This window comes from Paenibacillus tianjinensis, from assembly GCF_017086365.1.
In the GTDB taxonomy this organism is placed as follows: domain Bacteria; phylum Bacillota; class Bacilli; order Paenibacillales; family Paenibacillaceae; genus Paenibacillus_AQ; species Paenibacillus_AQ tianjinensis.
In genome coordinates, this window is sequence record NZ_CP070969.1 from 2665687 (window position 1) to 2683726 (window position 18040).

15 protein-coding genes and 1 riboswitch are annotated in these 18040 nt (G+C 49.0%); of the genes, 8 read left to right on the plus strand and 7 right to left on the minus strand.

What is annotated here, in order from left to right:
* Nucleotides 1–24 precede the first annotated feature (24 nt).
* Genes JRJ22_RS11730 through JRJ22_RS11740 form a run of 3 tightly spaced genes read right to left on the minus strand, consistent with a single transcriptional unit; the run spans nucleotide 25 to nucleotide 3636 of the window.
* Nucleotides 25–1164 (minus strand): toxic anion resistance protein, encoded by a 1140-nt coding sequence (locus tag JRJ22_RS11730; RefSeq protein WP_206104608.1) that lies wholly within the window; start codon nucleotides 1162–1164, stop codon nucleotides 25–27.
* Between the two features lie 23 nt (nucleotides 1165–1187).
* Entirely contained in the window at nucleotides 1188–2876 is a 1689-nt protein-coding gene (locus JRJ22_RS11735) for a VWA domain-containing protein (RefSeq protein WP_206104609.1), read from the minus strand.
* Between the two features lie 16 nt (nucleotides 2877–2892).
* Complete coding sequence (locus tag JRJ22_RS11740) at nucleotides 2893–3636, minus strand: hypothetical protein (protein ID WP_232381113.1); 744 nt, start codon at nucleotides 3634–3636, stop codon at nucleotides 2893–2895.
* 349 nt (nucleotides 3637–3985) lie between these two features.
* On the opposite strand from JRJ22_RS11740, the gene JRJ22_RS11745 reads away from it, so the two are divergent.
* The gene (locus tag JRJ22_RS11745; RefSeq protein ID WP_206104610.1) at nucleotides 3986–4969 is read left to right on the plus strand and encodes a diaminopimelate dehydrogenase; all 984 of its coding nucleotides are present in this window, start codon (nucleotides 3986–3988) and stop codon (nucleotides 4967–4969) included.
* Nucleotides 4970–5082: 113 nt separating this feature from the next.
* Here JRJ22_RS11745 and gdhA read toward each other — a convergent pair whose 3' ends face one another.
* Nucleotides 5083–6456: an NADP-specific glutamate dehydrogenase gene (gene gdhA, locus JRJ22_RS11750; RefSeq protein WP_232381114.1), complete on the minus strand. Its 1374-nt coding sequence runs from the start codon at nucleotides 6454–6456 to the stop codon at nucleotides 5083–5085.
* A gap of 240 nt (nucleotides 6457–6696) precedes the next feature.
* Nucleotides 6697–7893: an L-threonylcarbamoyladenylate synthase gene (locus JRJ22_RS11755; RefSeq protein WP_408637893.1), complete on the minus strand. Its 1197-nt coding sequence runs from the start codon at nucleotides 7891–7893 to the stop codon at nucleotides 6697–6699.
* A 269-nt stretch (nucleotides 7894–8162) separates the two neighbouring features.
* Between JRJ22_RS11755 and JRJ22_RS11760 the strand changes: the two genes are divergently transcribed.
* On the plus strand, nucleotides 8163–9644 hold the full coding sequence (locus JRJ22_RS11760; RefSeq protein ID WP_206104612.1) for a chromosome condensation regulator RCC1: 1482 nt from the start codon (nucleotides 8163–8165) through the stop codon (nucleotides 9642–9644).
* A gap of 75 nt (nucleotides 9645–9719) precedes the next feature.
* Nucleotides 9720–9831: riboswitch (purine riboswitch) on the plus strand.
* Nucleotides 9832–9913: 82 nt separating this feature from the next.
* Nucleotides 9914–10861, plus strand: a complete 948-nt coding sequence (locus tag JRJ22_RS11765) for an EamA family transporter (protein ID WP_206105101.1) — start codon at nucleotides 9914–9916, stop codon at nucleotides 10859–10861.
* Nucleotides 10862–10939: 78 nt separating this feature from the next.
* Here the strand turns inward: JRJ22_RS11765 and JRJ22_RS11770 are convergent, their stop codons facing one another.
* Entirely contained in the window at nucleotides 10940–11332 is a 393-nt protein-coding gene (locus JRJ22_RS11770) for a cupin domain-containing protein (protein ID WP_206104613.1), read from the minus strand.
* A 20-nt stretch (nucleotides 11333–11352) separates the two neighbouring features.
* Nucleotides 11353–11691 (minus strand): cupin domain-containing protein, encoded by a 339-nt coding sequence (locus tag JRJ22_RS11775; RefSeq protein WP_206104614.1) that lies wholly within the window; start codon nucleotides 11689–11691, stop codon nucleotides 11353–11355.
* 148 nt (nucleotides 11692–11839) lie between these two features.
* Here JRJ22_RS11775 and JRJ22_RS11780 point away from each other — a divergent pair, with 148 nt between their 5' ends.
* The 5 genes from JRJ22_RS11780 to JRJ22_RS11800 all read left to right on the plus strand — a co-directional run bounded on the left by JRJ22_RS11780 (nucleotide 11840) and on the right by JRJ22_RS11800 (nucleotide 17905).
* Nucleotides 11840–12514, plus strand: coding sequence for a Crp/Fnr family transcriptional regulator (locus JRJ22_RS11780; RefSeq protein WP_232381116.1), 675 nt, complete (start codon nucleotides 11840–11842; stop codon nucleotides 12512–12514).
* A 274-nt stretch (nucleotides 12515–12788) separates the two neighbouring features.
* Nucleotides 12789–13703, plus strand: a complete 915-nt coding sequence (locus JRJ22_RS11785) for a class I SAM-dependent methyltransferase (protein ID WP_206104616.1) — start codon at nucleotides 12789–12791, stop codon at nucleotides 13701–13703.
* Between the two features lie 372 nt (nucleotides 13704–14075).
* Nucleotides 14076–14843 carry an SDR family NAD(P)-dependent oxidoreductase gene (locus JRJ22_RS11790; RefSeq protein ID WP_206104617.1) on the plus strand — a complete coding sequence of 256 codons (768 nt, stop codon included), beginning with the start codon at nucleotides 14076–14078 and terminating at the stop codon, nucleotides 14841–14843.
* A gap of 137 nt (nucleotides 14844–14980) precedes the next feature.
* Nucleotides 14981–15340 (plus strand): hypothetical protein, encoded by a 360-nt coding sequence (locus JRJ22_RS11795; protein WP_206104618.1) that lies wholly within the window; start codon nucleotides 14981–14983, stop codon nucleotides 15338–15340.
* A 180-nt stretch (nucleotides 15341–15520) separates the two neighbouring features.
* A complete protein-coding gene (locus JRJ22_RS11800; protein ID WP_232381117.1) occupies nucleotides 15521–17905 on the plus strand; it encodes a polyprenyl synthetase family protein in 2385 nt (794 codons plus the stop codon).
* The last annotated feature ends 135 nt before the right edge of the window (nucleotides 17906–18040 follow it).

Below are 18040 nucleotides of genomic sequence, written 5' to 3' on the forward strand. Positions count from 1 at the left end.
GCGATAGCATGTGGTTAATCACCATTATAGTCCGAGGGTAGAACCTTTTTCCAGACGCAGAATCTGCTTCTCGCCGGTATCGGCCAATTCGCGGAACTGGCTGATGGTTTCACGCATTTTGGGAAGGGCCTCCTGCTTGTAAGTGCTGATGGAGTCCAGCGCAGACAACACATCGGAGAACGCCTGTTTAAGCGTATCGGCAGAAATACTGGTTTCAAGCGACTGCTTATGGATTGCAGCTCCTTGCTCTTTAAGCATTCTTGAAGTGCCGCTGATCAGATTGTCTGTTGTCTGATTCAGCAGCTCGATTTTTTTCAGCACAATCCTCTGGTTATATAATGCGCTGGCAACCGTAACCGAAATCTTAAGGGCCGAGACGGTTACGTTTCTGGCTCTGTCCACACCCCGGATCAGCTCTTTGTTATTTCGGATGACGACCTCGATGGCCATGATTCCCTGCTGGTTGACGACCAGCATCTGCTGCAGATCCATCACCCGCTGGCGGAGCGGGAAAAGAACCTCCTCTGTAATAAAGCGGATTTTGTCCTCGGACTCGCCGCGCACCTTGGCAGCCTCAATCTGCGTCTCAATTTCCTGATCCATCAGGAGTCCGAGCTGAATTTCCTTTTGCAGCTTTTTAGTCAGTTCACGAAGGGTCTGCTGTTCAATTTCGAGTGTTGTATTATCATTTTTAAGAATGGTTTTGCCTTTATCCAAAGATTGAATGATGTCAGAGATAACAGCGTCAGCTTTCTGGTATTTAGCGAAATAAGTGCGCAGCGGGTTAAAAAATTTGCCTAACAGCCCGCTTTTGGCAAAGTCGACGGCACTCGGGTCTAAATCTTTCAGCTGCAGATGCAGCTCTGTTAAACCTTTAGCGACCTGGCCGCCTTCATCACCGGTTTTGGAGAGATTGCCCACGGACACCTGAAGGAGGGAGTTCTTCTCCGAGGAAGAGCGCATGGTGCCCATTCCGAAGCTGTCAATGGATTGCAATACTGCTTTACGTTTCTCCAGGGACTCCAGATCTAACTCAAGGATGCTCGAAACATTGCTAATCGCAAGCTCTTTCAACACTGTAATCTCTTCAGGCTCGGGCTTTACCTCCTCGGCAATCGCAGACCTCAGCTTCTCAGCGTTTGGAATTTCCATCGTAAATGTCATGACAGGCCTCCTAAGTAAGTATTTTACATTTGGACATTCAGCAGATTGCCGATTTTGTAGACGACGTCATCTGTATCGGCATTGATATTAGCTGCTTCGTTGATGCTTGAAATGCTCTCCAGTGCTTTGATGTTGGCGTTATAGCCAATTGTATAAACCGGGATTTTGTAGGTTTCGATCAAGCCCCTAATATCATTGAGGGAATGACCCTCGTTGGTTTCTCCGTCACTGAGCAGGAAAATCACAGGTTTTACCCCGGTGTTCAGGGCGAGTTCATCCTGCAGCATTTTCATGGCCACCACCAAGCCGTCAAAAGTAGCCGTACCCCCTGTAGCCTGCAGGCTGTTAACCGCACCGACAAACATCGATTGCTGGTTGGTATCGTATTTGGCGATGGGGAGGTTGATGGTTACGTCACTGGAGTACGAGACAAAGCCGATGCTGTTGTCTTTTCCCAGATTCTTCTGGCCTTTGAGCAGCGATTCCTTGAGACGGTTCAGCGGTTCACCGGCCATGCTGCCGGAGACGTCAGCCACGAATACCGCTGCGACCTTAGTGCTGCCGTTTTTCTTTTCTTTCCACAGCTTCTGCGCAGAGGAGAGGAGATTACCGTCCAACGGTGGCAGTTCGGAGACGTAGTCATTCAGGCCGTTGAACCCTTTGGCCTCTGCTAACTTCTGATACTTATCCTGCGCGGTAAATTTAGCGAACTTTTGGATAATCTCCTTTTTGGCCTGCGGCAGATCCCCTAGAGCATAGAGCGGACTGTCATGCCGTACCCCAAACGGAGTGAAGACATAACCGCTTTTCAGGTCGGATGCATTGACAAAGGTCTGATATTCCAGGACAAATGCATCCAGCATTCCCGACTTGGCTGCATCCCGCATCTGCAGGGTAGTGGAGGCGATAAACGGTACATTAGCCTGGAATTTCTCGAACCCCTGAACCGCTTCCTCACTCAGCAGATCCGAGCTGTCAAAAGTACTTAAAGCAGTTACCAGAAAATTAAGGCCGGTTGAACTGGCAAAAGGATCGGTATATCCCATGGCAAGCTCGTTAGCAGCAATCGCATCGGTAATCGTTTTGACGTTTATAGCGCCGTATTTCTCTACCAGCTCGTCATATTTTTTCTTTCCTGTTACTACACCTGCTACATTGCCGGCCAGCCGTTTGGACACGAGCTCGGTTTGGATTCCGCCGGCTTTTACCATCTCGCCCCATAACTCATTAGAAGGTGTAAAAGCATCCGGGACATACTTGCCGGATCTTATGTAATCAGCGGCCGTTCCGGAAGCAATGTTGCGGATTTTCACGGATACAGGTTTCCCGTCCACCATGATATTGGAAGCATTGAACGCTGATGCCACTTCATTCAGCCATCCGTCATTCCCCGTACCGGATTTCTCTGTGGAGGAGAAGATCTCGACATAGCTGTCGGTTGTATTCTCTACGGAGACCGGGAATTTGGAGATGTCAGGCAAAGAGTCTCCGACCTCCGCAGGGTCCAGATCTATTTGTCCTTTTATCTGCTGCGCCTGCGTCACCTTAATCTCTTTGTAGAGCTTATTGAGCCTTTTATCAGCATCTTCGGCCGTTATCTCTGTCTTGGATTTGCCCAAATTCGAAGTTAGGGTTATCCCGAAATAGACTAGAACAAAGACAGCGGCTGCGATCAGCGCAAGGAACAAGACGGTTCTGCCTTTCCTGGCCATATATATCCTCCTCCGGCTATTGATATAGTTTCGTCTGATTGATTAAGGCGCTTAGCTCCTGCATACAGGGCATTTCTTCGATCCTTTCGTAACTCATGCTGTCCAGCTCCGAAATTTCCAGCAGCAGCTGATCCAGCTTGAGCAGAATTTTCTCATTTGCGCCCAGGTAGCCTTTTAATGAGGTGAAAAAGTCGTTATAAAGAGCCGTTTTCTGTTGGATCAGTTTCTCGGAGAATGGAGGAGGTTTGCGGGTATTGGCAAAAAGGGAAAACTCAGAGGCGTCGAACAAACTCAGCTTGTTAAGTATTCCCCTGACATTCAGATACAGCAGCTTTTCTACTTCGGCTATCACAGAACTGAACTTCCTGTAGCTTAATTCCAGCGGATCAAAACGCTCACTCAGTACACGGGTTAAGGTAATTCTCTTCTTCTCCATCCGCTCCAGCTGATCCAAGGCGAGAAGGACATCATTTTTCAGCACCTTCACATTCTTGTATTGTTGAAGCAGGGCAGCGTAATCATCAGGTGAAGTTAACGGGCGGGCAGATTTAGAGGCCGGAGCTTTGAAAAGTAAAGTATAACTTCCGTAGAGCACAACAAGCAGACTGATGAACAATAACGTTACTCCTGAAGCTGTTTCCTGTGCGCGTTCACCACCGATTTCCACGTCCAGCAGACCAGGAGATAAAACAGCAATATTAAGAATGACAATACCGGCAATAACGGCAAGCAGCTTAACGGATCCGGATCTGTTCAGCATTTACACCTCCCCTTAAGAGTATATTTCGTTAGCTTCTCATGATTCATTTATCAGAGAATAAGGGTTCTGGATCCAAAATATACATAAGATTTCCTGAAAAACAGGGTGAATGCGCAGATATATTTCTATTTATGTTGAGACAAGAATGAAGTTTCGCAGATATCCCTGGATAGACTGAAAAAGGCGCAAAAAAAGGATCATAGCAGATTGCATGAAGCAAGTCTGGCTTGATCTTTATTGAAAAACTTCAGGAAGAGGCGGAAAAATGTTTACATTTCATGTAATGTATATATACTTGTAATTTAAAGGAATAAAAATCATCCGGAAGATTCCGGCAGGGAGGAACATCATGAACAGACGTATTAGAGTAGGGATTGCAGGCTACGGCAACTTAGGAAGAGGAGTACAGCTGGCAATTAACCAGAACCCCGATATGGAGCTGGTTGCGATCTTTACGCGCAGAAACCCGGAAGAACTGGCGAAGGAAACGGGAGCAACAGTGGAGCGCCTCGATAATGCCGGGGAGTACATAAACCGGATTGATGTGATGATTCTGTGCGGAGGATCGGCGACGGATCTGCCGGACCAGACACCTCAGCTGGTGAAATTATTCAATACGGTGGACAGCTTCGACACACATGCCAAAATTCCGGAATTTTATGAAAAAGTGAATGCTGCCGCTGTAGAGGGCGGGAAGGTAGGGATCATCTCTACCGGCTGGGACCCGGGCTTGTTCTCCATGAACCGGCTGCTGATGCAGGCTGTGCTGCCTCAAGGGAAAGAGTATACGTTCTGGGGAACCGGAGTCAGCCAAGGCCACTCTGATGCGATCCGCCGGGTTCCCGGTGTTAAGGCTGGGGTTCAATATACAGTGCCGGTGCAGGAAGTGATTGAACGTATCCGCTCCGGTGAAACTCCGGAGCTGCCGACGCGCGAGAAACACCGCCGCAACTGCTTCATCGTAGCCGAGGAGGGGGCGGATCAGGAAGCTATCCGCAATACGATCACCCATATGCCGGATTACTTTGCCGATTACGATACGACGGTGACATTCATTACGGAAGAGGAGCTTGCCAGGGACCATTCCGGAATGCCGCACGGCGGATTCGTCATCCGCAGCGGAGTTACCGGCAACGGAAGCAAGCAGATCGCAGAGTTCGGGCTGAAGCTGGACAGCAACCCTGAATTCACGGCCAGCGTGCTGATCGCTTATGCCAGGGCGGCCTCGCGCCTCAGCGCAGAAGGGGCGGCAGGAGCCAAGACGGTGTTTGATATTCCGTTTGGCTACCTCTCGCCTAAGTCACCGGAAGAGCTTCGCCGTGAACTGCTGTAGGAATGGACTTCACAGGTAGGTGTTAGATAAAGAAGACGCGCCGCTGGTTTATTAGCGGCGCGTCTTCTTGTGCTTATATTCAAAAAGGATGAACCTTCTCTTAATCGGAGGTCTTAGACCACTCCCTGGGCCAGCATGGCATCAGCAACCTTCAGGAACCCGGCGATGTTCGCACCGGCGACCAGATTACCGGGCAGTTCATATTCCTCTGCAGCCCGGACGGCACTGCGGTAAATATTCTTCATAATGAGCCGCAGCCGCTCATCAACTTCTTCGAACGACCAGGACAGTCGCATGCCGTTCTGGCTCATTTCAAGTCCTGAAACGGCTACTCCGCCTGCATTGGCTGCCTTTGCCGGAGCGAACAGGATTCCCTGCTGCAAAAAGTAATTGACCGCCGGCAGCGTAGACGGCATATTGGCGCCTTCTCCGACAGCCAGCACCCCGCCCGCCACCAGGGCACGTGCCGCTTCTTCATCAAGCTCATTCTGTGTCGCGCAAGGCAGGGCAATTTGACAAGGGAGGTTCCAGATCCCGGTGCTGCCCTTTATATATTCCGCATGCGGATGCTCTTTAAGATATTCGCTGATCCGGCTGCGGTTCTGTTCCTTCAACCGTTTCACCGTATCCAGCTTGATGCCCTGCGGATCATGGATGAATCCGCCGGAGTCGCTGCAGGCGATGACAAGCGCACCAAGCTGCTGTGCTTTTTCCATAGCGTAGATAGAGACATTGCCTGAGCCGGATACGACCACAGTCTGCCCCTCTAAGCCGAGTCCCTGCGCCGCCAGCATCTCCTGGACGAAATATACGAGGCCGTAACCCGTAGCTTCTTTTCTCGCCAGGCTGCCGCCATACAGCAGACCTTTACCGGTCAGCACTCCGGCCTCATGTCCGCCGCGGATCCGTTTGTACTGTCCGAACATGTAGCCGATCTCCCGCGCACCCACACCAATATCTCCTGCTGGGATGTCCGTGTCAGGACCAATATGCCGGTACAGCTCTGTCATGAAGCTTTGGGCAAAAGCCATGATCTCCCGGTCAGACTTGCCTTTGGGATCGAAATCGGCACCGCCTTTACCGCCGCCGATGGGCAGGCCGGTTAAGGCATTTTTGAAGATTTGCTCGAAGCCCAGGAATTTAACAATCCCGGAATAGACAGAAGGGTGAAAACGGATCCCGCCTTTATAGGGACCTATAGCGCTGTTGAATTGAATCCTGTAGCCGCGGTTCACATGAATTGTCCCGGAGTCATCCATCCAGGGAACACGGAAGGAGAGACTGCGCTCCGGTTCAACGAGCCGTTCCAGTATGGCATTCTCCATGTATTGAGGATGACGCGCCAGTACAGGAACCAGGCATTCCAGAATTTCCTTCACAGCCTGATGGAATTCTTGTTCCAGCGGATCACGGCGTTTGACTGCCTCGAATACCTGCTGGACATAATTTGCGGCGGAAGCCGAAGCTTCTGATGAAATAGTGGACACTTGAATGAACACTCCCTGTCTGCATAATGTGGCTATCCATAAACGAATTATTAAAATTTTACTTAAACCTGACATCAAATTGCCAATTAATTCTTTTTTGATAGCCAATCAATTAATTCTATAAAACTAACAGATAGTGTTATATTTATGCAAATGGACAACCCTGGGCTGCATGATAAAAAGGCAAACGCAGCCCCATTAGGAACTTCGTTTGCCTATATGTTGTGCAGAGCGCCGTATTTAATCCGTGCTGATGACCGAACCGCCGGCTGCCTTAAGCAGCCTGTTCATGATAGCGGCACCTAGACCCGATTCGGGGCAAGCTTCGGCCAGGATATAGGTCGCCCCGGCGTCATCAAAGCGCCGCAGTGCACCATAAAGGGCGCGTGCACCTTCCTCCAGGGCGTTGAGCGAGCCCAGTGAAACCATGCAGCCGGCGGCAGCGGTAGGATACAAGGCCAGGTGCTCCTCGAAGAGCAGCAGGCCGGTCTTCTCGCCGCGGGTCTGCGCTGCCTGCAGCAGGGCCGCGGCTTGGTCTGCCACACGCTCCTGCGATGACCCGCTCACGATGGTGAGCGAGCCTTGCGGCGCGTAGTGGGTGTACTTCATGCCCGGCGCACGCGGTGCCGGGCTGTTGCCAGCGGCCACCTCCGGTCCGCCGGCTGCTTCTCCGCCAGCCGGGCTGACGGTCCCGGATGGCGGAGCAACTACAACACCGGGCACAGCCGCCAGCTGCTCGGCTGTGATCCCGCCCGGGCGGAGGATGGCGACTCTCCCGTCAGGCTGCACCTGCACGACGGTCGATTCCAATCCGACGCCGGTTGGCCCGTCATCGAGAACCCCGCCGATATAACCGGCGAGGTCTTCGCGGACATGGGCGGCCGTTGTCGGACTCGGCCGTCCCGAACGGTTGGCGCTGGGTGCCGCTACGGGGCAGGCAGCCGCGCTCAGCAGGGCAAGCGCCGTAGGATGAGCCGGCATCCGCACGGCGACTGTATCAAGCCCCGCTGTTACGCGTTCGGATAGTACGCCGGCGCGTACAGGCAGTACCAATGACAGCGGGCCTGGCCAAAAAGCATCCATCAAGGCTTCTGCAGCTGGACTTACGCCGGTAACAAATTCAACCAACTGCTCGCGGTCCGCAAGATGTACAATCAACGGATTGTCAGCGGGACGTCCTTTGGCAGCGAATACCGCTTCAACAGCTGAGGTATTACGGGCATCGGCCCCCAGGCCATATACTGTTTCTGTCGGAAACGCTACCGTACCTCCGCCGGCTAATATTGCTGCAGCTTCCGCAATGGATTGTTTATCCTCAGCAGAATACTGCCGCTCCGCACCAGGTTCACCGGCAGAACTGAGCAGCCAGTATTGAGTATCACTGTATTGTCCTGTCTTCCTCTGAACAGCAAAGGAAAAGTTGTCAGGCTTCATCATTACATCACTAACTTTCTTCAAGAGTTTCTGCGCACATGCGTACTGAATCCCGGATTCAGTTTATCCTGTAAATAGTAACATATCTAATTTTCAAATTGAACCCGAAAGACTACAGAATGGGAGATGCTGGCCCTCGGATCAGTTTGAACAGATGAAACTCCATCCGCTAAAGGTTTATATGGCTGGGCATAATTGGTAGAATAATGTAGACTCATTTCAAAATGGAGGCTATTGTTACAGTCATTTTCAATATACAAGGAGGAGATCTTGTGAATACTCGTAAAGGAATTATACAGTTCTTGATAATGATGCTCCTGGCCGCGGCAATTGTTCCGTCAGGGGGTAGAGAGGTAAGCGCGGCGGCGGCTGCACATCCGGTAAGTGTATCTGGCGGTTATGCGCACGGGCTTGCTGCCTGGAGTGACGGTACGGTAACCGGCTGGGGCTATAACAAATATGGCCAGGTTGGCGATGGAACCAATATTGATCAATTCATTCCGAAAAGAATTGCCGGTTTGGCAGATATTGTTCAAGTGGCTGCAGGAAATAATGTTTCTTTTGCGTTGAATGCTGCCGGAGAAGTGTGGGGCTGGGGTCAAACCTACGGTTCATATATCAGCGATGACCCTGCTTTGCCTTACCAGAAAAGAGGAGGCCCGGCTAAGCTGGTAGGACTCCACAATGTCTCCTTCATCACTACAGACGGTTCAGCGGGGATAGCAGTCATGAAAAACGGCACGGCAACATTATGGTACCCGTCCTATGATGAGAACGATAATATGCGTATGAAGGTCCGCTACCTGCCGCTGCCGGGAATTACCGGAATCCGCTCAGTTGTGATCGCCGGCAATGACGCGCTATTCCTTAAGGGTGATGGCAGTGTGCAGCAATTGAGCATTTATAACAGTATTATGGGAAGAATCCGCTGGGCAAGTGATCCGGTTACCGTGAACACGCTTGCCGCATCAGGGATTAAGCAAATGGCCTCATCCGGGGATAACGCCTTTCTGCTGCGTGCGGATGGACAAGCCCTGCGCTGGAACAAGACGCTGAAAGCACCGTCCGAAATAGCAGGCCTTAGCAGTGTCTATAAACTTCAGACTGGCTACAATAAGCTGTATGTACTGAAGACTAACGGAACACTCTGGCAATGGAATTATAACTCCGGACCCCTTAATCAGCCGTTTCAAGTCAAAGGTGCAGAGCGAATCACCGATTTATGGGGCAGCACGGGCAGCTTCGGATTTGCACAGGATAAGAAAGGCACGTTATTGGGCTGGGGGGAAGGATTTTATGGCGGATTAGCCACAGGCAGCGGGACGGTTACGAATGACGATACAATTGCTGTTGCTCCGGTTCAAACTCCGCTGGCCTTTCTGCTGAACGGAGAGACCGTTGATTTTTATGGAACGACAGGCGTTATCAACGGGAAACTGTATGTTCCTTACAGCAGTGTATTCAAGGCGCTTGGTGTAAAGGTGAATATGACTCAGTCTAATCCCGATCCGAAGTTCAATAATTACCGTTTTAGGGTCTGGTCATTCGCATATGGCGGCACAGTTATTCATATTAAAGCCAGTGATCCGGAACAGCTGTTCATTAACGGGAAGAAGACTGAGCGTACAATTTCGCTAAAAGCCTTATCCGATGCTACCCAGTTTCCGCTGCAGGATCTCTGTGAGCTGCTGGGAATCAGTCTGAAGTGGAACAAAGTCTCCGGTGAGGTTTCGCTTGGGGATAGCGGTGAATAGGAGATAAACCACAAATTTAAACAATTAAAGGTTGACACCATCTTACTTGCCGTGTAACATATGAAAAGTCGTCATGCTGATAATTATAAAAGTTCTCGTATAACCTCGCAGCCGTTCAGGCATTTATAGGGCGAGGGTTTCTACAGGAAGCCTATTCTTCCTAACTACGATGATAAAGACCATGCTTATGGTGTTTATCCCGGAGTTAGGATTTTTTGCGTGTAACGGCCGATACAGAAGTTTCAGGAGGCATAATAGATATGAAGGATATGAAATACTTAATTTCGGTTCTGGTAGGAGCGATGAGCTATGGCATCTTGTCGACTATAGTTGTACTCGCATACGGACAAGGATACCAGCTGGGAGAAGTGGTCGGCACACAGCTGATGACCGGCTGTATACTGGCCTGGATGCTGGCTCTATATACCAAAGTGAGAGAGACACGCAAGCAGCGGAAACAAGGAATTATACCGGTAGAAGCCGGACGTGTATCCCCGCGGATGACATGGAAGCACAGACTGCTGCTAATGCTGGCAGGGGCACCGACAGTCGTCACTGGCCTCCTGTATTACCAGTCTCTCCGCTACATCCCGGCATCGCTGGCGATTATTCTGCTGTTCCAGTTCACCTGGATCAGTGTGTTAATCCAGGCTGTCAGCAAACGCCAGCGCCCGGATAAAATAACCGTATTGACGTTGTTCCTGTTGTTCGGCGGAACATTGCTAGCGGCAGGGGTGCTTGGAGAGAATTCAGCTCACTTCAATTTCTTAGGCATTACACTCGGTCTGCTATCAGCGGTAAGCTATTCGATGTTCATCATCTTTAGCGGGAAAGCCGTTCCCTCAGTACATCCGGCTTACCGGAGTGCCTGGATGGTTACAGGCGGTCTGGTGCTGCTCTGCATCCTGTTCCCGCCGTATTTCCTGTTTAACGGCTTGCTATGGGGACAGCTGCTGTTGTTCGGATTCCTGCTCGGGTTGTTCGGAGCGTTTATTCCGCCGGTGCTGTTTGCAATTGGCGTGCCCCATATCGGAGGCGGAATGGCTGGAATTCTCGGTGCGGCCGAGCTTCCGGTGGCAGTACTGCTGTCCTCGTTCGTGCTGCATGAGCAGGTAAGCGGACTGCAATGGATCGGGGTAGTTCTGGTATTGCTTGGGGTTGTAATGCCTGAGCTGTATAAACTGCGGTGGAGAAGCACAGAAACGGTAACCTCTTGAGGTTGGCCGATAATTACAATAAGTGATAAGCCATAAGCTGAAGAAGCCCGCATCTAATGCGGGCTTCTTGTTTTCTCATCATCTGTCTTGGGGAGGAAGTCTTTTTTCACCGAGCTTTACCTCTTTTTTATCCGGTTTGACGACAATCAGCAGCATTTGGAATGCCTCCGCAGCATACAGCGCGTGGGGGATATTTGCAGGTAATATAATGCTTTCTCCTGCTTGTACGCTATACTCTTTGTCCGCTATGGTGATGTGTGCCAGGCCCGACAAAATATTAACCATAGCATCGCCCGGAGAGGAATGGCCGCCAATGGATGAACCTTTATCCAAGGAGAGCAGTGTCATGGCAAGATTGGGACGCTGCACCAGGGTCAGGCTGGATACCTGCTGTTCTTCAACTGTGATGATGTTCCGTAGATCTATAACTTCCGAATGCGGCAATTTTTTGATAAAACCTGCTTGCTCCATATGGAATACCTGCCTTCATATTAAATTTTGATTTGCAGAAACTTGCAGCTGCTTTGCGCAGCGAATTCATGCCATGTATTACGCTTAACACATACGGAGGCTCCTTGCGGCAGATGACACGGCTTATCATCCACCAGCATATGAAGCTCACCTTCCAGTACATAAATGAGCTTGGACTCCGGAGAAGTTTCCGAACTGATCGTTTCCCCCTGATCCATGGCATACAGCACCCATTCCGCTGCTCCAGCGCGATCATCCGCCACTTCAGAAAAGTCCAGTGTTCGGCTTGCAATCCGGTTAGGTTTGACGCCGATCATTTGGTCTAAATAAAATACTGTCCCTGATGTAATTCCGCTCATAGTGTCCTCCTGTATCTATTGATTGATTCTTGTCCTTTGATATAATAAGACGTAACGTGAGAATCGTTCTCATTTATTGAATTGTAGCAGAGTTTCTCCCATAACTCTGTTGCCATGGCAACAGGAGGCGGATAAATTGCAGGAATATATGAATAAAATACAAAACACGATATTATTTAAGGGTTTCGGTAGTCAAGAAGTACAGCAAGCCTTGAGCTGTCTGCAGGGAACCATCAGGGATTTTGCGAAGAAGGAGGTTATCTTTGAGCAGGATGAGCTCCTAGATTCAGCGGGTATAATTCTTTACGGCAACGTGCTGCTGTGCAAGGAGAATGTCTCAGGCAACCGGTTTATATTCTCTGAACTGAAGAGCGGGGAGATTCTCGGGGAGACAGCACTCCGACTTGAACGGGAACCAAGCGGTTATGAAGCGGTATCAGGTTCGGAATGCCGTATTCTGTTTATCCGGATTAATAACATCGTCCGTCCAGGCCAGGTGACCTGTCATTTGAGAGGACGAATCATTGAGAATATGATGGCTTTACTGCTGGAGAACAACCGGGCGGTTTATCAAAAGCTTGATCTGGTCTCCCACAAATCGCTGCGGGAGAGAGTGCTGCATTATTTGAACCTGCAGGCCCAAAAAAACAATTCGGCCCGCTTCGAAATCCCCTTCAGCCGGACCGATCTGGCAGATTATCTGACGGTTGACCGGAGTGCCCTCTCCAGAGAACTGCAGCGGATGGTGCAGGATGGACTGATCCGCTTTTCCCGCAATCAATTCGAGCTGCTGGAAATGGATGCTCAAGTGCAGCAGGGCTGATTTTAAGGAAGTATTAATTTAGGGGTCGAGCGTTGTTAAGACCAATTCTATATGAGAATACACAAAAAAAAGAGAACCCGAGAGTTCCCTTTTTTATGTCCTAAAACCTATGTTTATTCACCATGGAGGTTTCATCAATTCTTTCTTAAAGTAAATGTGGCGAAAGTGTGAAACTTATAAAATTATTACCTTTATTATACCATAAAATAACAGAAAAATCAAGTATTGTTTCGTAATCCGGCTGAATGGTACAACAGATGTGAGGTGATAACGAATGAATAATAAAAGCATCACAGCGCTTGTTAGTGCATTTGCGAGAGCCTATCACGCAGAGCATAATCAGATCAAAATTTTTGATGACCGGCTCGCAAGAGAACTATTAACCAACGAAGAATACGCGAACATCTCCAGCAACATGTCGAAGGGGATAACCTTCTTCCTGCCGGAATTTACCGGCACACAGGAGGAGTGCCTGCGGGCAATCGTTGATTGGCAGCTGTCACCGTCTCCGCTGGGGCGGGCCGCCTTTGCGGAACAGGCGCTTGAGAATGCGGTCACACTAGGGGCAAGGCAATATCTGATTTTTGCCGCCGGATACGATACCTTCGCTTACCGACAGCCGGACTTTGCAGATCATCTGCAAATCTTTGAAATCGATCACCCCGCTACGGGTGATGACAAGCAGCGGCGGATCTCTGCGCTACATTGGCATGTCCCGTCCAATGTGCATTACATTCCGGCTGATTTCCTTGAACCTGACTGGCAGAATGGAGTGCTGTCATGTCCCGCTTTTGACCCGAAGCAGATCAGCTTCAGCAGCTTACTTGGCATCAGTTATTATCTGCCCAAGGATACCTTTAAACAATTATTGTCCGCCATTGTGCTGCTGCTCCCAAGCGGCAGCAGCATCGTGTTTGATTATCCTGATGAGTTTACCTTTACACCACAGGCGGGTGGCCGGACGCAGAAGCAGTTAATGATGGCAGCACAGGCAGGCGAGCCGATGCAGGCAAGCTACTCCTACCGGGAGCTGGAGCAGATGCTGGAGGAGCTAAATCTGCTGATCTATCAGCATTTGACCCCAGCTGAAATTACCGGACAGCTGTTCAAGGCATATAATGACAGCCAGCCGGCTCATCCCATTACGGCCTTTGATAATGTAAATTATTGTTTGGCGGTTAAGCGGTAAGCTCAAGCCGGCCGTTATTCTTAGCAGTACCAAAATTTCCGTGGCAACGTTTATGTCAATCTGGTTGATCCGCTGGCCCAAGGCGGAACGGCTTACAGTAAATTCACTTTCCTGGAAGCTTTGAAGAAAACAAAGCTTTATACAGGCAAATGAGTCAATATTCATACTAACCATGAGTGTACAAAGAGAGCTGCAGGTAGGCTCTCTTTTTTTTATGCATATACTTCTTTTTAGTGAAAATGTAGTTTTTAAACATTTTAAATTATGGTATAATTTGGTTGATATGTCGAAATTGCTCGCTTGATTAGGGAATGGGTCGAAATGAGGAACAATACCGAACCGAAACTCTATAACAAAGAAAGTGGTGTTTTGATGAATCACAGATTTAGCGGAAAAGTAGCCATTGTCACCGGAGCGGGAAGCGGAATTGGAAGGGCTTCTGCCATCAGACTTGCCGTAGAGGGGGCTTCTGTCGTTTGTGTAACCATCTCAGGCTCCGGAAAAGCTACTATGCGGGAGATTACTGAACTGGGAGGAGAAGCGCTATTTATTCAGGGGGATGTTTCAAAAGAAGATGTTGTTAAGGGCATAATCAAGGATACTATTGAACATTACGGAAAAATTGATTGCCTGTACAATAATGCTGCTATTACCGGCGATAATCAACTAGTGGAAGAATACCCGGTAGAGACTTTTGAAAGAGTTATCAACACGAATCTTATCAGCCAGTTTATGATGATGAAATACGCAATTCCGTACATGCCGTCCGGTTCGGCCATTCTAAACTGTGCCTCCCTTCATGGTACCATTGGGATGGCCGGTGATGCTGCCTATTCCGCAAGTAAGCACGCGATTATCGGTTTAACCAAGTCTGTTGCGGCTGAGGTGGGTCCGCGCAATATCAGGGCCAATGTACTTGCGCCAGGGCCTGTACCAACAGTCATGATGGGCCGCTATGAACGGCTCCTTTCGGATGACGTAGAAGGCTTACAATCCGCAATTGCCGGCGGGACAGCGCTTAAACGCTACGGAACTCCTGATGAGATTGCGAATTTTGTATGCTTCCTGCTAAGCGATGAAGCCGGCTTTATCACGGGCACAGTCCATCTTATCGATGGCGGATATTCCGCTACAAAATAAGCTCTTTTATTTAAGAGAAAATCTGAAATTCGTTAAATAGATTAATAAAATTTCCTTTTTCTCTCAACTCGTCTTTAAGAACTGCCGATATAAATTTTGTAGGTACATATTTTATATTTATACTTGGAGGAATCAGCATGCCTTACACAATGGAAGTAAATGTTCAAAAAAATCAAGTGGTCGTAAAAGCACTAGGACTTACTGAAGCGGACGTGCCATCCTATATATCTGATTTTGAAAAAGCGATGAAGCAGCTTAAACCGGGCTTTACGGGAATAACCGACGTAACAGGTTCAGCGACAATTCTTTCCCCTGAGGTTGCAGGATTGCTTGCACCTACTGGCGATATGGCTGTTGCTAAAGGCCTCGGCGGCTGGGCTTATGTAGCAAACTCCCCAATCTGGAAAATGCAGATGAAGAGACTTTTCGGAAGCTTTGCGGTACATTATCCAACTTATGAAGAAGCGGATGCTTATCTGCAAAGCTTATCTAAATAATCCCTCCAACTTAGAGAAGGTCCTAAACGGGCCTTCTCTTTTTGTTGACCCTTCAGATGGATTCCGTAACCTAACTGCTTATTGCCCGTATAAGGATAAAAAGCTTGAATCGAATGCGTGAATTCCCCAAGGTGAAATGCAGCTATGTAAATCAAATAAGACATTGAGGTTGTGCATCATATGAATGTAAATGTTATGGATCATGTTAATGAGGGCTATCAACTGGCTGAGAAGAGGGCGGCCGGGTATTTTACATCGCTCTATAATCAGGTCAGGAATAAGTCTTATGTGCCAGCCCTGACAGAGGATATTCAAATATGGAAACGGAAGCATATGCGGGGTTATTCGGGCTTAAGCTTCCTTTCACGGGGAAAGAACAAGCCGGATACCCGGGATTACTACAGGTACATTCAATGGCTGAATTACACAGGGAAATTGGATGATTACCTGGACCGCAGTGTCTCTTACATTTATTTGAGAGATCTGGGGAAAACGCTGGATTCATCGGTCACCCAGAACCGGATTCAGAGTACTGTGGCTGATTTGAACAAACATTTGCTAAAGTCCGCCAACACAAACCAAGGTGAGCAGCCGGAATTTATGAATGTAGCAGGGGTTTACAGATGGGCCCGGAAGGAAGGGACGGAAGCTGCAGTGATCTGGTTGTTCAAAAAACTAAGATCGGTAGCTTCACATATCCCTGAGGGAATGAGTGCGGAGCATGCCCAGCGTAAGCTGATCAAGATTATTCTGGGCGTTGTTCTGCATGTGATGGATGAGCTGGGGGATGCTACTCCGCACGGGGAGCGTTCCCGCAGGCTTGATGAAGCGATCAGGCTCGGTTATTCCTATGGACTCACTTATCCATTCATTGATGATTTGCTGGATTCTCAGATTCTGACTCTTCAAGAGAAAACGCAATATTCCGATCTGATTCGTTCTGCACTGCTTACCGGAGCTGTGCCTGAGCTGGGTGTATGGACCGGAGAGAATGTGAAGCTGATTCATTATATCCATTCGGAGCTCACAGAGGCTTTTGAGTATATTAAGGAGCATCAGAGCCCTGACACGCAGCAGACCTTTTTCGAGCAGTCCTATGTCTTTTTTCATGCCCAGGATATCGACCGTGTTAAGATGCTTTCACAGCCCGATTACACCAATGATGAACTGTATATTCCCGTTATCTTGAAGTCTTCATCGTCCCGGTTGATTGCGCGTTCTGTAATCAGTGCGCCTGAGGATGCGGGCTTTGAAGAGCGGACTTTCTTTTTCGGCATTTATAATCAGCTTGCTGATGATTTCGCAGATATGGACCAGGATCTGAAGGATGGTGCGGTGACACCCTATACTTATTATTTACAATATCATAAGCAAAGACCGGATTTAATTAATCCCTTCGAATTGTATTGGGCAGTCATTTCCAATCTCATCCGCAGCGTATATGACTCCAATGCCAAAGCCCGAGAGGTCATACTGGACCGGGCAATTAATGGACTAAAGCGGTTCAAAGAACGGGCAGGAGCTGAGAAGTACAACGAGACGATGGGTATGTTTGCAGCTGGCTTTCCGGAACTCAATCAGCTTATCCAGAAAATGGTGCGCAAAGCGGATGATGTGGACTTTTTTGATAAGCTGCTGCGGGACCGGATGGTTGATCATTTGAGAAAAGATGCAAGGGAACAGGAGGAATTCCACGCTACATTCAAAAGTGCCCGCAGTCTGATTAACAGCAAGCTGAAATTCACCAAGCCTCCGGGGATTACGGCAATGAAGGAACAGCTGATCGATGCGGCCAATTACAGTCTGGAAGGGGACGGGAAGCGGGTTCGTCCTATTCTGACCTGGGTCATGGGCGTGAATGAATACGGATTGGAGTCTGAGGCCATTGTTCCGCTTCTGAAATCACTCGAATATATGCATACTGCATCCCTGATCTTTGATGATTTGCCCTCACAGGATAATGCGTCTACCCGCAGAGGGCGGGAGACCTTGCATCAGGTACACAATAGTGCTACTGCCGAATTAACCGGTCTGTATTTGATTCAGAGAGCGATTGGAGAACAAGCCTCCCTGAACCGCTTCAACGCGGAGACCGTTCTTGCCCTGATCCGTTACTCGGCCCAAAAGGCAGAAGACATGTGTATGGGGCAGGCTATGGACTTGGATTCAAAAGGCAAGAGTTTGACCCTGGAGCAGCTGAATATGGTTTGCTTTTATAAGACTGGGGTGGCCTTTGAGGCATGTCTGGTCATGCCGGCTATGCTTGCAGAGGCCAGCGAGGCGGAAGTTACTGCTCTCAAAAAATTTGCCTATCATATGGGGATTGCTTTTCAGATCAAAGACGATCTGCTCGATGTAGAGGGAGATACGGATGTACTCGGCAAACCGGTCGGCAAGGATGTGGCAAACAATAATTCGAATTTCGTAACGATCCTGGGAATCGAAGGTGCGAGCAAGGAAATGTGGGAACACTATTGTCTTGCTACAGAAGCATTACAAGCGATTCCCCGTAATATACCCTTCTTAAAACATCTAATGAATTATGTGGTGAACAGGGAGCGTTAAGCCCGTAAACAGCATGTTCTTTTGTACGAAATTCAAATCGTTCTTATTCCCTAAAACAAGCCCGCACAGGTTGCGGGTATTTTTTTATTTGGCCAGTAATGTAAAGAAAACTTGACACCGAGAATGGTATGATAT